The sequence below is a fragment of the Thermoplasmata archaeon genome (assembly GCA_036395115.1).
Classification (GTDB): Archaea; Thermoplasmatota; Thermoplasmata; order RBG-16-68-12; family RBG-16-68-12; genus RBG-16-68-12.
Genome location: DASWDU010000012.1, coordinates 66910 through 81280, shown reverse-complemented (window position 1 = coordinate 81280; position 14371 = coordinate 66910). Strand labels below are relative to the sequence as shown.

The 14371-nt window shown below is 66.6% G+C and carries 16 protein-coding genes; 11 read left to right on the top strand and 5 right to left on the bottom strand.

Annotation, left to right across the window (positions count from 1 at the left end; all coding sequences use genetic code 11):
* Window positions 1–3283, top strand: a 3283-nt coding sequence (locus tag VF992_03150; GenBank protein ID HEX9340155.1) for an LAGLIDADG family homing endonuclease, incomplete at its 5' end; no start/stop codon positions are given.
* Window positions 3280–3591 (top strand): DUF424 family protein, encoded by a 312-nt coding sequence (locus tag VF992_03145; GenBank protein HEX9340154.1) that lies wholly within the window; start codon window positions 3280–3282, stop codon window positions 3589–3591. The genes VF992_03150 and VF992_03145, both read left to right, overlap by 4 nt.
* Here VF992_03145 and VF992_03140 read toward each other — a convergent pair.
* Window positions 3554–4132: a hypothetical protein gene (locus VF992_03140; GenBank protein ID HEX9340153.1), complete on the bottom strand. Its 579-nt coding sequence runs from the start codon at window positions 4130–4132 to the stop codon at window positions 3554–3556. The two genes, VF992_03145 and VF992_03140, sit on opposite strands and share 38 nt — an antisense overlap.
* A gap of 104 nt (window positions 4133–4236) precedes the next feature.
* Here VF992_03140 and VF992_03135 point away from each other — a divergent pair, with 104 nt between their 5' ends.
* On the top strand, window positions 4237–5262 hold the full coding sequence (locus VF992_03135; protein HEX9340152.1) for a 60S ribosomal export protein NMD3: 1026 nt from the start codon (window positions 4237–4239) through the stop codon (window positions 5260–5262).
* A 25-nt stretch (window positions 5263–5287) separates the two neighbouring features.
* The gene (gene radB, locus VF992_03130; protein ID HEX9340151.1) at window positions 5288–5959 is read left to right on the top strand and encodes a DNA repair and recombination protein RadB; all 672 of its coding nucleotides are present in this window, start codon (window positions 5288–5290) and stop codon (window positions 5957–5959) included.
* Here radB and VF992_03125 read toward each other — a convergent pair.
* Genes VF992_03125 through VF992_03115 form a run of 3 tightly spaced genes read right to left on the bottom strand, consistent with a single transcriptional unit; the run spans window position 5956 to window position 8932 of the window.
* Complete coding sequence (locus tag VF992_03125; protein HEX9340150.1) at window positions 5956–7089, bottom strand: polyprenyl synthetase family protein; 1134 nt, start codon at window positions 7087–7089, stop codon at window positions 5956–5958. The two genes, radB and VF992_03125, sit on opposite strands and share 4 nt — an antisense overlap.
* The gene (gene fni / locus VF992_03120) at window positions 7082–8152 is read right to left on the bottom strand and encodes a type 2 isopentenyl-diphosphate Delta-isomerase (protein HEX9340149.1); all 1071 of its coding nucleotides are present in this window, start codon (window positions 8150–8152) and stop codon (window positions 7082–7084) included. Before fni ends, VF992_03125 begins: the two co-directional genes overlap by 8 nt.
* Complete coding sequence (locus VF992_03115) at window positions 8153–8932, bottom strand: isopentenyl phosphate kinase (protein HEX9340148.1); 780 nt, start codon at window positions 8930–8932, stop codon at window positions 8153–8155. It abuts the gene before it with no gap.
* Between the two features lie 146 nt (window positions 8933–9078).
* Between VF992_03115 and VF992_03110 the strand changes: the two genes are divergently transcribed.
* Together VF992_03110 and dph2 are read left to right on the top strand one after the other, a co-directional pair.
* Complete coding sequence (locus tag VF992_03110; GenBank protein ID HEX9340147.1) at window positions 9079–9591, top strand: 50S ribosomal protein L16; 513 nt, start codon at window positions 9079–9081, stop codon at window positions 9589–9591.
* 49 nt (window positions 9592–9640) lie between these two features.
* Window positions 9641–10615, top strand: coding sequence for a diphthamide biosynthesis enzyme Dph2 (gene dph2, locus VF992_03105; protein HEX9340146.1), 975 nt, complete (start codon window positions 9641–9643; stop codon window positions 10613–10615).
* Between the two features lie 11 nt (window positions 10616–10626).
* On the opposite strand, the gene VF992_03100 is transcribed toward dph2, so the two are convergent.
* Complete coding sequence (locus tag VF992_03100; protein HEX9340145.1) at window positions 10627–10866, bottom strand: hypothetical protein; 240 nt, start codon at window positions 10864–10866, stop codon at window positions 10627–10629.
* 103 nt (window positions 10867–10969) lie between these two features.
* On the opposite strand from VF992_03100, the gene queC reads away from it, so the two are divergent.
* The 5 genes from queC to VF992_03075 all read left to right on the top strand — a co-directional run bounded on the left by queC (window position 10970) and on the right by VF992_03075 (window position 14364).
* Window positions 10970–11677: a 7-cyano-7-deazaguanine synthase QueC gene (gene queC / locus VF992_03095; GenBank protein HEX9340144.1), complete on the top strand. Its 708-nt coding sequence runs from the start codon at window positions 10970–10972 to the stop codon at window positions 11675–11677.
* A gap of 26 nt (window positions 11678–11703) precedes the next feature.
* On the top strand, window positions 11704–12456 hold the full coding sequence (locus VF992_03090) for a radical SAM protein (GenBank protein HEX9340143.1): 753 nt from the start codon (window positions 11704–11706) through the stop codon (window positions 12454–12456).
* 97 nt (window positions 12457–12553) lie between these two features.
* On the top strand, window positions 12554–12775 hold the full coding sequence (locus VF992_03085) for a hypothetical protein (protein ID HEX9340142.1): 222 nt from the start codon (window positions 12554–12556) through the stop codon (window positions 12773–12775).
* Between the two features lie 113 nt (window positions 12776–12888).
* Window positions 12889–13293, top strand: a complete 405-nt coding sequence (locus tag VF992_03080; protein HEX9340141.1) for an archease — start codon at window positions 12889–12891, stop codon at window positions 13291–13293.
* Between the two features lie 105 nt (window positions 13294–13398).
* The gene (locus tag VF992_03075) at window positions 13399–14364 is read left to right on the top strand and encodes a diphosphomevalonate decarboxylase (protein HEX9340140.1); all 966 of its coding nucleotides are present in this window, start codon (window positions 13399–13401) and stop codon (window positions 14362–14364) included.
* Window positions 14365–14371: the final 7 nt, after the last annotated feature.

Genomic DNA, 14371 nt, shown 5'->3' with positions numbered 1-14371 from the left:
CGAATTCGAAGAGATCGAGGTGACGGAAGAGGACGCACGACTCATCCGCGAGGCGGGGTCGAGTCCCGACATCCTTCGGATGATTACCGCCTCGATTGCTCCGTCCATGTATGGGATGCACGTGGAGAAAGAGGCCCTCGCACTCCAACTGTTCAGCGGCGTGCCGAAGGTGATGCCGGACGGACGGAGGATCCGGGGGGACCTGCACGTGTTAATGGTCGGAGATCCCGGAGTCGGAAAAAGCGAGTTGCTCTCGTACATGAGTCGCCTGTCGCCCCGCGGAATCTATGCCACCGGGAAAGCAGCCACCGCCGCCGGATTGTGCATCGCGTCGGATAGTCTCATCCCAACGGAGCGCGGAATCCAATCGATCGAAGATATCGCGAGACCGTACTTCGGGACCGCGGAACTCGAACGGCCCATCGAGACCGCTGTCGCCGCTGGAGGGGTTGTCACCTTCGACGAGCGCCACCGTTCGACGATGGGCTCACTCGAGGCGGTCTGGCGCCTGAAGCCTCCCGCCGCCATGCTGCGGATTACGACCGCGTCCGGACTTTCGCTGACCGTCACGCCCGCGACGAAAGTCCTCGTTGATCACGCGATGGGACAATCATGGATTCAAGCGCGGTTCGTCCGTCCAGGCCTACGTGTCGCGACCTCGAATCGACTTACGTTCTCGGACGCACCTGCGCCTCTTATCTTGTCTCTCCTGACTCGCATCACCACTCGCATCGTGGTCGATGTCGAGCCGACCGTGATTGATTCAATCCTAAGTGGGCTCAAGGCTCGATACGGGACGCTCCGCGAGGCCGCCGTCCGACTCATGCTTTCGGAGGACTCGGTGTACCACGGATGGAGGGAAGGCCGCCACGCCATTCCTCTCACGCTTTTCCTTGCGGCCGCTCGCGCCGCCGGTGTGTCTGATGAAGTCGTAGTGCACTCGATTCGCAGGTTTTCTCAAGCGGGTGGACATCGGATTTCGCTACCGGAGCGGATCAACGAGGACTTGGCCTACTTCGCAGGATTGATTGCGGGGGATGGTAGCGTCGAGCGGGGGACCTGGAAAGGCGTCTCGATCCGCTTCAGCAATTCCAATCCGGTGCTCATTCGGATCTACACGGAGCTTGTCCGGAGCTTGTTCGGCGCTAGGACGGACTTCACTCCCCAGTCGTCTTTGCGCGCGGCGACGGTCCGCTTCCATAGCCGCCTCGTGGCGTCCCTCCTCGCGGAACTCGGTGTACCGTGCTCGCCCAAATCCGACCGCCTGCAGCTCCCCGGATTCTTGCTCAATGGACCAACCTCCAATTTGGCCGCCTATCTCCGCGGCCTCTACGATACGGATGGCACGATTCACGTCCGGCAGGGAGGCGACACATGTGTCTCGCTGACGACGGCAAGCGAGGCCCTCGCGAGTGGGGTGAAGTTTGCCTTGCTTCGTTTTGGAATTCATGCATCTCTTCGGGTCCGGCGCGTCGCGGGGCGAACATCGACGCGCGCCGACGGAAAGTCCATCGTGACGCGACACGACCAGTTCGTTCTGGACATCCGCGATTGGGCGTCCATCGTCCGATTCCGCGAGGACATCGGCATGAATCATCCTCAAAAACACGCGACCCTCGAGAAGATCGATGCACGTAGGCCCCACTCGAACCTCGACCTGATTTCTGGGGCAGGTCCCCATCTCCGGGAAGTCAGGATGCTGATGGCGATCTCCCCATCGCAGGCGTACGGAGCACATCAGGGAGGAGGTCTCGCCCTGGAGTACGGCGAAATGGCCGCAACGCGGGAATCCCTTCTCAGTCATGCTAGCGGGCTCGAGGCCGCGTATCGCGGGGGAGCCTACGATGGCGTCCGGATTCGGTTGCGGTCCGACCTGCGACGTAGGATTCCGAAGGCAATCCGTGCCTCAGGGATTACGGGCGTCGGCGTGGCGAACGCGCTAGGCCTGCCACCTCACCGAGTCCACGATGCTTTCTACCGTCGGAGTCGGCGCCCACCGCGCATCCCGGTCCGCGTGTTGGAACGCCTCGCGAAGCTTCTCGGGCAACACGAAGGAGAAGTCGCTCCGGATCTCGAAGCAGAGATCGCACCGTTCCTGCGCCGCATCGAGAAGATCCCTCGCCGAATCGAATTCCTCCGCTTGCTCGCGTCCGGCGACATCCGATGGGAACCCGTCAAGGAGGTCTCTGTCCGATCGTCGTTCCCAAGAGAGACGGTCTTCGACCTTACAGTGAAGGATGCCCATGCGTTCGTGGCCAACGGGATCTTGGTCCACAATACCGCGGCGGCAGTACGCGACGAATTCGGGGAGGGTCGCTGGACGCTTGAGGCAGGAGCGCTCGTCCTGGCTGATCTCGGACTCGCGTGCATCGACGAATTGGAGAAGATGAATCCGCAGGACCGATCCGCGATTCATGAAGCCATGGAGCAGCAGCGAATCAGCGTGGCGAAGGCGGGAATCACAGCGGTCCTGCAGTCCCGATGTGCAGTACTTGCGGCCGCGAATCCGAAGTTCGGCCGGTTCGATGAGCACAAGTACATCTCGGAACAAATCGATCTGCCGCCAGCTTTACTCAGTCGATTCGATATCATCTTCTCCATGATCGATCGTCCTCAAGCCGATCGGGATCGCGAACTCGCGGAGCACATTCTGAAGGGTCATCGCGTCGGCGAAATTGCGAGACGGCGAGAAACAGGCGCGCCGACCGAGGAAACGCGGGACCTCGAAGAACCCTACACGCCTCACTTCAGCCCGGACTTCCTCCGGAAATACGTGGCTCTTGCCAAGCGCATCTACCCGGTCATGACAGATGAGGCGATGGCGATCATCGAGAAGAAGTACCTCGAGATTCGGAAGACCGGAGAAGCGGCGGGGTCGAGCGTACCAATCACTCCCCGCCAGCTCGAGGCGATCATCCGACTCGCGGAAGCGGGTGCACGCCTGCGCCTCGGAGAGGCCGTCACGGCGGACGATGCAGACCGGGCCGTCCACATCGTCGAGTACTGGATGGGCAAGGTCGCGGGCGAGGAAGGCCGCTTCGACATCGACATCATCCAGACCGGCATAAGCCAGTCCCAGCGGGAGCAGATCATCTCGATCCGCGACATCATCAGCGAGCTCGCCGGGCCGGAAGGCGTAGCAGACTACGAGGACATCGTGAGGATCGCGCAGGAGCGCGGGATACCGCCGGCGAAGGTCGACGCGTGGCTGAAGCGATGGGCGCAGGAAGGCGAGATCTACAGCCCCGCGAAAAACAAGTATAAGCTCGTCGAGAGGTTGTGACCGCGGTCCGGTCGATGCCGATCCGCATGAAGGTGTACCACCGAGGAAAGGAGACCCTCGTCGCCGCGGCAGATGCGGACCTCGTCGGGAAGACGTTCCGAGAAGGGAAGTTCAAGATCGAGATCGGGAGGTTCTACGAAGGAGACGTCGTCAGCGAGGATTTGTTCGTCTCCAACCTTCGGCTCGCGACAATCGGGAACTTCGTCGGGCGCGAGACGGTCGAGGCGGCGCAGCGCGCGGGGTTCGTCTCGGAGGACGGGATCCTGAGGATCAACGGCGTGCCGCACGCCCAGTTCGTCCTGATGTGACGCGCTCTTCGGAACCCGTTGGCCGGCGGCCCGGGCGCTCAGGCTTCCGCCAGCGGCGCCACACCCGCCTCGCGTGCTTCTTGATCATCAAGGCGTATTGGCCCATGAGCGCGTGGCTCCCGATTCCGATGAGGACGCCGAGGCCCGTGAAGCCCGCCGTGAACCGCTCGAGTTCCGTAATTGGCGTGCCAACTGCAAGGGTCGCCCGGGCGAGCCGGCTGATGAGCCCGAGCAGACTCACCCCCAAGCCGAGGCCGACGAGGAACCGCCCCCGGGATACACGTCCCCAGGAGAAATGCAGCCCGCCGAGCAGGACGAAGACCCCGCCGAAGGACGTCGTGAATCCGAGGACCGTGAGGACAACGTTCAGCACGACCTGAGGCTGGCCCGCGTACGGGGCGATGTACGTGTCGTAGGCGGTCCGTATTTCGTTAATCTCTCCCTCGAGCAGGAACGACGCAGAGAGCACGGACAGGACGACGGCATCCCGGTGCCGGATCTGCCGCATCCGCCACCAGGAGCGCGCCTGTGCCATGGACATGGAGCGACCTCTCGCCGCATACTTATGGCCTTCCCCTCGGGTATCGGGGTCGCTCCGCCACGCCAGCCCTTAAGTAGCGCGGCACCGTACGAACCGACCGCGACATGTTCTGCGTCGAATGCGGCGCCGAAGGCCCGACCTACGAGGGCCTCTGCGCGAAGGACTTCACCCGCAAGCATCCGGTCGTGTGGCCGCCGGACGTCCTCGACGTCGACCGATGCAGTTCCTGCGGTTCCTTGCGATTCCGGTCCGGCTGGTCGAAGCTCGATCGGGACCTCGCGACCATGCGATTGCTCCGCGAACGCATCCCTGCCGAGCGACCGTTCGAGCGGGTCAGCTTCACCTTCGTCGCGCGCGAGGAGGACGCGAATAATCTCTCTTTGACCGTCAAGGCCCTCGGCCGCTTTCAGGACCTCGAGTCCGTCCAAGGGTTCCGCACGCGCCTCCGCATCAAGCCGTCGCTGTGCGACACGTGCCAGAAGCAGAGGGGCCGGTACTACGAAGGGATCCTGCAGGTCCGAGGCGAGGGCCGCGAACTCACGCCGGCGGAGGTGCGGGCGATGCGCACGTTCGTCGCCGCCCGCGTGGATCGGGGCGCCGAGGAGGGCGCGTTCGTCTCGCGGATTGAAGAGCTCGACGGCGGGCTCGATTTCTATGTGAGCGCGAACGCCCTCGGGAAGAACCTCGCGCGCGACATCGCGGAGGCGTTCGGCGGCTCGGTGACCTCCTCCCCGAAGCTGTTCGGGCAACGGCAAGGTCGAGAGGTCTATCGGGTCACGTCCCTCGTCCGCCTCCCTCCGTTCCAGGTCGGCGACGTGGTCCGGCACAAGGCGCGCCTCGCGGAGGTGGTGGCCGTGCGGCCGTTCGTCGTGTTGCGCGATCTCGCATCCGGCGAGGAACGCCGGTTCAAGGCGAAGGAGGTGCGGGGTGCGCGGCGGCTCGACGCGGAGCGATTCGAAGCGCGCATCGAGCGGCCGGCGCCCGGCGAGGCGATCGCGATCCATCCGGAGAGCGGGCAGGGGCGTCCCGTGACCCCGCCACCCCCGGACCGGATCGCGCGTGCGGTCGTCGTCTGGACCTCGGACGGCACGTTCCTCTCCGCCTTGCCGCCGGACGCCTCGAAGAATTAAAGCGCGTCACGAGGTTGTCCTCGCAATGAAGGTGGTGGCCCTGGGCTGCCGCGCCCTGGACGACCTCTTGGGCGGGGGGGTCGAGGACGGCTGCATCACGCTCCTGCACGGGGAGGCGGGGAGCGGGAAGACGAACTTCTGCCTGCAGCTCGCGCGGAACGTCGTGCGCGCCGGACGCAAGGCGATCTACATCGACACCGAGGGCGTCTCGCTCGAGCGGCTTCGGCAGATCTGCGGAGACGACTTCGACGTCGTCCTGAAGAACATCCTCTTCTCCGAACCGTACAGCTTCGAGGAGCAGGAGAAGCTGATCGAGAAGGCCGTCAAGATGACCGAGGGCAACCCCGAGGTCGGGCTAATCGTGATCGACAGCATCACGATGCACTATCGTCTGACGATGCGCGACGAGACCCGTCGCGAGGAGCGGTACGGCCTCACGCGGCAGATCGCGCGGCTCCTGCGGGTGTCGCGCCAGCGTAGCATTCCCGTCGTCGTGACGTCGCAGGTGTACACGGACATCGACACGGGCCGGTACATGCCGCTGGGCGGCCACATGCTCAGCCACAACGCGAAGACGATCGTGCGCTTCGAGCGGACGGGGACCAGCACCCGGACGGCCGTCCTCGAGAAGCACCGGCACAAGGAGGAAGCCAGCCGCGCGAGCTTCCGGATTACGGCGCACGGCCTCGAGGACTAACGGACGCGGCTGCGTTGCGCCTCCAAGAGCGCCTGCAAGAGCGCGCGGGCCTCGGGATCCTTCGAGGGCAGCCGGTCCAGATCGCGCTTCGCCGCCGCGATGTGCTCCGCGATTCGCTCCTCTGCCTCCTCGAGGACGTCAGCGCGGAGGAACGCACGGACCGTCGCCACGTCCCGGCGGGTCGTCCGAGGACCGCGCCCGTACGCCCGCGAGAAGGCCGCCCGATCCACCGGTCGGAGCATCTGCATCGCGAGCACGTACAGGCGGGTCCGTTTCCCTTGACGGATGTCTCCCTCCGACGATCCACCGATCCTCGAGGCCACGACGCCCGCGCCGAGGAGGTCGTCCCTGTCTTGGAAGGCGACCGCGAAGTGCCGCGCGAACGATTCGAGCGCCGCGCGGTCCTCCGAGGACGCGCGGGCCGCGACCGCCGCGGTGGCCGCCGCCCCGAGGTAGAGCCGCGCCGTCTTCGCTTCGCTCATCCGGACGTAGTCGGCCTCGGGGATCCGGCCGATCCGTTCGAAGTCGATGTCGAGACCCTGGCCATCGCTGAGCACGAGGTCGACCGACGTCAACTCGGAGAGGAGTTCGAGGCGGACGGCGGGAGGCAGATCGACCGCTCCCTCAATCGCGCGCTCCCCGAGCGAGCGGAGGCGCAGGGCATCCAGGATCGCCTGCGACGCACCGTACCGATGTCGGCGGGTCCGGAAGACGACGGCCGGACGATTCCCATCGGCGCCGCGGTACAGTTTCGCGTTCGTCGCCCAGGCGCTCGGGACCGTCCGGCGCCGCACATCCTCGTCCATGATGTCGTCGAGGAAGAGGGTGTACAGATGGTACCACTCGACCCACGTCGCGGCGCGCTCGAGTCCGCGGGACGGCCGCTCGCCCGTCAGGATGCGGTAGCCGGCGAGGGCGAGCGCGTACCGGTACCTCTTTCCGGCGGTGAACAGGCGCGCGTTCTCGCGCATCGTACTCGTGGATGGGAAGGGGGTTGCGGGGTGCTCCGCCGCGTATTCCTCCCAGACCGCCACGATCTGCGCGTTCGACAGATCCCGGTACGGTTTCAGGAGGGACTCGAGTCGTCCCTCCGAGTCCTCGACGGACCGGCGCGTCGCGGGCTCACGCATCGCCCGCCTCGAGCCAACTCGCCGTCGGGTTGCTCACGATCACCGGGCGGTCCTGCAATTCCTCAATCGACGTCGAGCCGGTCAGGAACATCGCCGCCTTCAGCTCCTCGATCACCGCGCGCAGCTCTTGGACGACGGCGTCGGCGGAGACCTTGGCGGCCTCCAGCATGGGCTTCGCCATCCCCGCCATCGTGGCGCCGAGGGCGATCCCTTTCGCCGCGTCGAGGCCGGTCCGCACCCCGCCCGTGGCGACGAGCGGCAGGCCGACGTCCGCGAGGAGGATCGACGCGGGCGTCGGGATCCCCCAGTTCCAGAACGTGGCCCCGAGGCGTTCCTTCAGCGAGGCCGCTTCCTTGCGCGCGCGATAGTGCTCGACCGCCGAAAACGAGGTACCGCCGAGCCCGCCGACGTCGATCGCCTTCGCGCCTGCGGCCTTCAGCCGCTGCGCCGTGTCCCGCGAGATCCCGGCGCCCGTCTCCTTCGCCATGAGCGGGAATCGGGAGGCGAGCGCCTTGATCGCGGCGAGGCAGCCCTTCGCCCTCCGGTCGCCCTCCGGCTGGACGACCTCCTGGAGGAAATTCAGGTGGACGATCAGCGCGTCCGCGTCGATCATCTCGACGGCCTTCTTCGCGTCTGCGACGCCGTACGCGCGCTTGCCTTCCTGCGGCACGAGCTGCGGCGCGCCGAGGTTCGCGAACACGAGCGGGATGCCGTAGTCCTTCACGACGGCGTACGTCGGGGCGAGATCCGGCTTCTCGAGCGCGGCACGCTGCGAGCCGACGCCCATCGCGACGCCGACCTCGGCCGCTCCCTTCGCGAGGTTCGCGTTGATCTCCTTCCCCATGCCGAAGCCCCCCGTCATCGAGGAGATGATGAGCGGCGCCTCGAGCTTCTTCCCGAGGAACTTCACCCCGACGTCGACGTCATCGAGGTCGATCTCCGGGAGGGCGCGGTGGACGAGGCGCACGTCGTTCCAGTAGTTGTACTCCGCGGAGACGTTCTCGTTCAAGATGATGTTCACGTGCTCCGCCTTGCGCTGCTCCGTCTTCGACGGCTCCGCCATCTACGGACCTCGCGTCACCCGGGTGCCGACGACGTGCCGGCCCCGCAAGACATCCCGGACTCGGTTCTTTACGTTACCGTTGACGAGGATGCATTCGCCGGCGTGGGCCGCGATCTCGACCATCCGACGCACCTTCCCTTCGATGCCGCCCGTGACGTCGGTCCGAGAGGACGACGTGAACTCGATCCGCCCGAACTCTGCGGGGCCTACGGTCTCGAGGAACCTCGCGCGGGGCCGTCGCTTCGGATCCGCGGTGAAGAGGCCGTCGACGTCCGCGACGAACACCGCCCGCTCCGGGCGGAACGCGCGCGCAAGTTCGAGCATCATGAGATCGCCCGAGCAGACGGAGAAGCCGCGGTGGACGTCGCGCACGACGTCGCCGAACGTCACGGGGGTGAAGGCCATCGACGAGAACTCGAGGAACGGGGTGAGGTCGATCGACGACACGCGGCCGTCGTCGAGGCTCAGGACCGCCGATGGCGGGATCGGGACCGCGGCCAGGCCGGCGTCGATCATCGCGTCGATCACGAGCGCATCGAGCGCCTTCACGTCCGCCTGGACGCGGGCCGCGGCGGAACGTTTCGCCATCGTGGCGCCGCCCTCGTTCAGCCGGTGCTTCCGCGCGAGGATGTGGCCGTACGAGCCCGCGCCGTGCACGACGAGCACCGGTTTCCGGACGGCCGCCAGCTCCTGAGCGAGCCGGCGGATCGCGGCGCGACGAGGCGTCCGCAGGCGCGCCTTGTCCGTGAGGACGCTCCCACCGAGCTTCACCAGGAGCATGGGCCCGCGCGGGCCACACGCCCGGCCACCCTTAACGTTTTCCGGCAACCGCGTCGGATCCCATCCGTCGAAGAACCTGCAATCGGAGTCCCGGTCCCGAGCCGCGAACCATTATATACGGCCCGGCTCTTCGACGCCGGCCCGTTATGACGCGCAAACCCGGGAGCATGTACCGAGAGATCCGAGGGCAGGCCTATACCCGGAAAGAGTACATGGGCGGCGTGCCCGGCATCCGGATCAGCCAGTTCGACATCGGCGACCTCCGGGCGACGTTCCCGGTGAAGATCCACCTGGTCGCCCGGGAGGCGTGCCAAGTCCGGCACATCGCCCTCGAATCCGCGCGAATCTCCGCGAACCGGTACATCGCGAAGAAGGCCGGGACGGCGTACCATCTGAAGCTCCGGCTCTATCCGCACAACGTGTTGCGGGAGAACAAGATCGCGACCGGCGCGGGGGCGGACCGCATCTCCGAGGGCATGCGCGCGGCGTTCGGCGCGGCGGTCGGCACGGCGGCCCGCGTCAAGCCGGGCATGAAGATCTTCACGATCTCGACGACGGAGGACCACGTTGAGGACGCAAAAGAGGCGCTCCGGAAAGGCGGCGTGAAACTGCCGACGCCCTGGTATCTCGTGATCGAGCGCGGGAAGCGGAAAGGCTGACCGCGAGGGGCACAGCTTTTTCTCGGGCCGCGCGCCTGCCACCCCGCGCATGGGCGATACCGATCGTCTCTTGGACGTCATCCGCGGTCGGAACACGAAGACGGTCGGCCTGCAGTTCCCGGTCGGCCTGCGGACGAAGGCCGTGGAACTCGCGCAGGAACTCGAGGCGAAGGCCGGGGTTACGTGCCTCGTCTCCGCCGACCCGTCGTTCGGCGCGTGCGACGTCTCCGAGATGCCCGTGGACCTGATCGTCCACCTGGGCCATGCGCCGATGCCCCACCTCCGGTACGACCGCGTGTTCTTCTACGACCTCCCGGGACCGCCGCTGACGTCGCTCGCCTTCGTCGACGCGGCCGAGCCCCACCTGCCGAAACGAGTGGGTCTCCTCACGACGACGCAGTACCGGCACTGGCTCGCTCCGATCAAGCAGCACCTCGAGGAACGGGGCCACGAGGTGAAGATCGGCGACCCGGACCGCCGCGTCGCCTACGCGGGCCAGCTCCTCGGATGCGACTATCACACCGCGACCGTCATCGAGGGGGACGTGGACGGATATCTGTACGTCGGCACGGGGGACTTCCATCCGCTCGGCGTCGCGATCCTCGTCGACAAGCCGATCCTCGTGGCGGATCCGGAGCAGGGAACCGCTCGGGACCTCGCGGACGTCAAGGACCGCATCCTCCGGCAACGACACGCGGCGATCGCGAGGGCGAGGGACGCGCACATCTTCGGGATCATCGTCTCGCGGAAGATCGGCCAGACGCGGATGGAGCTTGCGAGGGATCTGAAAGGCCTCGCGGAGAAGCACGGCCGCCAAGCGAACATCTTCCTCATGGACCTCGTCTCCCCGGACTTCCTCGAAGGATATCGCGTGGAGGCGTGGGTGAACACCGCATGCCCGAGGATCGCGATCGAGGACGTCCTCCAGTACAAGCAGCCGATCCTCACGCCGCAGGAGTTTGAGATCGTCGTGGGCGAGCGCGCGTGGGAGGACTACGCCTTCGACGAGATCCGCGCTTACTGATGGTCCACGGGCTAGCCGCTCGCCGCGAGGGAGGCCAAGGCGGCGTCACGCATCCGCACGAGCGTGTCTGCCGCCCGGCGGTAGTACGCTTCGCAACGCCGTGCGGCCTCGGTCCGCGTCCGGTCCAATCGCGCGGCTCCGACGTACTCCTTGATTTGGACCCTTCGTCCTCCTCGAGCCTCGTAGTGCCAGAAGTATAGGTAGGGCCGCCCGCGCACGGTGTGTTCGTAGACGCCACAGCCGATCTGCACAGACCCTCATTGAGTTATGGTTATTTAACTATAACTACCGGATGCCCGAACCTGCCCCAAGTGGCTTCGCAAAGCCCTAAGCGGCTGGCTGCGTTCCCTCCCCATGGTCTCCTCCGCGGTCGTCCTGCTGAGCGGCGGGATGGACTCCGCCACGGCCCTCGCCATCGCCAAAGCGGAAGGCTTCGACGTGCTCGCGCTCACGTTCGACTACGGGCAACGGCACCGCAAGGAAGTCGATGCGGCGAAATCCCTCGCCAAGTACCTCGGCGTCAGGGAACACCGGATCGTCCACTTGGACCTGACGCCGATCGGCGCCTCTGCGCTGACGGACCGACGCGTCCCAGTTCCCGAGCAGCGCCGCCCGGAAGAGATCGGCACCGGCATCCCCCCGACCTACGTGCCCGCGCGGAACACGATCTTCCTGAGCTACGCCCTCGCGCTGGCGGAGGCCACGGAGGCGAGAGCGATCTACATCGCGGCGAACTCGTACGATTACGCGGGATACCCGGACTGCCGGCCGGAGTACTACGAGGCCTTTGCCAGCGTCGCTCGCCTCGGCACGAAGCGCGGTGTCGAGGGAGACGTGATCGAGATCCGGACGCCGCTCATCCGCATGACGAAGGCGGACATCGTGCGGAAAGGCGAGGAGCTCGGCGTGCCGTGGGAGCTCACCTGGTCGTGCTACCAAGGCCGTCCGAAGGCGTGCGGCGTCTGCGACTCGTGCCAGCTCCGGCTGAAAGGGTTCCGGGAGGCGGGCGTGCGCGATCCGATTCCGTACGAGCGCGGCCGCGGCCGGAAGACGAACGCTTAATAGAGTTCGGCGCGCATCGGAAGGCGATGGAGGTCGCGGCGACCGTCGCCTCACGGAAGGCGGAAGGGTTCCTACTCAGCGAGCTGTACGCGACGATCCAAGGCGAGAGCTCCCTCGTCGGTTTCCCGACAATCTTCGTCCGCCTCTATTCGTGCAACCTCCGCTGCCGCTGGTGTGACTCGATGCACGCCGTCGAAGGGGGCGAATTCAGCCGCGCATCGGTGGCCGAGGTCGTGACGCGCATCCGGGCGCTCGCCGATTCGCCGGAATCGCCGGCCGGAGGGATCCGGCACGTCTGTTGGACCGGAGGCGAGCCGCTCCTCCAGGGCGAGCCGATCGCCCGCGCGATCCGCGCGCTCCCGAAAACGTTCGTGCACTCCTTCGAGACGGATGGCGAGATCGACCTGCGGACGTTCGATGTGCGCCTGCCGCGGGAACGGGCCGCAGGACGCGTGCGGTACGTCATGGACGTCAAGTGCCCCGGGTCCGGCATGAAGGCCGACAAGGCGTTCGCGAACCTCGCCCTCCTGCGCGCGCACGACGAGGTCAAGTTCGTCGTCGTGGACCGCGAGGACTACGACTTCGCGAAGGCCGTGCTGGCGAAGCATCCGACGAACGCGGGGACGATCCTCTTCTCTCCCGTGACGCCGGCGCACACGGTCGCGAAGGGACTCGACCCCGCGAAGCTCGCCACATGGATCCTGGAGGACCACCTGCTCGCGCGACTTCAGCTCCAGGTCCACAAGTTCATCTGGCCCGGAAAGGAACGGGGCATCTGATTTTCGCGTGCGATTTCGACGCCCGTACAATAACCCTTCAATAGCGGCGCGACGCGTCCCCATTGAGCCGCCGTCAGGGCGGCAGGACGGTAGAAACATGACCAGGATGGCAGCGGTCGGACTCGCCATCGCCCTCGTCGCGGTCGCGGCGGTGGGCGTGGCCGCCACGATCAGCCTTCCGGACGCCGCCTGCAACGCGGGGACCGAGATGGCCCATTCGAGCATCCCCGCCGATACGGGCTCCGGCATCGCGGTGCCGGGCCACGATCACGTCCCCATCGTCGGGGACAGCGGGTGTGCGACCGGCGGATCCGGCTAGTCGCGAAGCCGATGGCCATGCGGGACCTCGACCCCGGGTCGAGACCCCGCCTTTTCCCTTCGGACGAGCGACGTTCAAAACAACCTTCATCTTCTGCCCGCCATTGCCTTCGCGTGCGGTACGAGGAAATCGAGCACACGGCGGACGTCGGCATCCGCGCATACGGCTCGTCGCTCAACGAACTGTTCGAAAACGCCGCGGAGGGGATGTCCGCGCTCATCGCGGACCTGGGACGCGTGAAGCCGGTCGGCGAGGTCGAGGTCCGAGTCGAGGCGGATGACGTGCCGACGCTCCTTCTGCGATGGCTCTCGGAACTGCTGTTCGTGCACGAGACGCAACAGTACCTGTTCTGCAAATTCCATGTCGAGCTGGACGGGATGTCCCTCCGCGGCACGGCCGCCGGCGAGCGGATCGACAAGTCCCGCCACGAGCCGAAGCTCGCGATCAAAGCCGTCACGCGTCACGGCCTCCTCGTCGACCCGAAGGCGGGCGTCGCGCAGGTGATCTTCGACATTTGAGGCGGCTATGATCAGGCGTACGACGTTCGACGGCTGGCACACGAACGGGGCCGGCCGCGACGACGCGCTCCGCGCATGCCGCGACCCCCCGTGGATCTGGGAGGCGTGGCGGTGAAGGCGACCGCGGTGGCGCATCCGATCCAAGGGCTCATCAAGTACCACGGCCTCGCCGATCCCGTCCTCCGCCTCCCGTTCCACGACTCGATCAGCGTCTGCACCGCGCCTCTGAGCACGCGAACGACGATCGAGTTCGGCGCGTACGCGCGTGACCAGGCGACGATCGACGGTCGCGACGTGACCGCGCGGGACATGGAGCGGATCCTCGCCGTCGTCGACCCGATCCGGGCCCGCGCCTCCCTCGACAAACGGTTCCGCATGGCGTCCGCGAACGACTTCCCGTCGAACATCGGCCTCGGCGCGAGCGCCTCCGGCTTCGCGGCGTTGGCGATGGCCGCCGCACATGCGGCGGGGCTGCGGCTGAGCCTCGAGGACCTCTCCCGGTACGCCCGCCGCGGGGCCGGCTCCGCGACGCGGTCCGTCACCGGGGGATTCAGCAAGTGGAAGATGGGCGTGGCGGACGAGGACTCGTATGCGGTGCAGCTCGCCGGCCCGGACCTAGACATCGGGATCATCGTCGCCCTCGTGCCCGCATTCAAGCAGACGGACGACGCGCACCGCGAGGCGCTGACGTCCCCGTTCTTCCACGCCCGCCTCGCGGAGATGCCGCGCCTCATCGCGGAGATGGAGCTCGCGATCCGGAAACGGGACGTCGGCGCGATCTGCGCCCTCGCGGAGCGGGACACCCTCATGCTCCACGGCATCACGATGACGGGGACCGGCGAAATGGTCCTCTGGCAACCGGACACGGTCCGGGTGATCCTCGCCGTGCGCCGGATGCGCGAGGAGGGCGTCCCGGCGTTCTTCTCGATCGACACGGGCGCGACGGTCTACGTGAACACGTTCCCAGACCAGGCGGACGTCGTCCGGCGGCGCATCGAGGACCTCGGCATCCGGACGATCGTGTGCACGGTCGGCGGACCAGCCCGCCTCGTCGACGACCCCGTCGGCTGACGCCGCG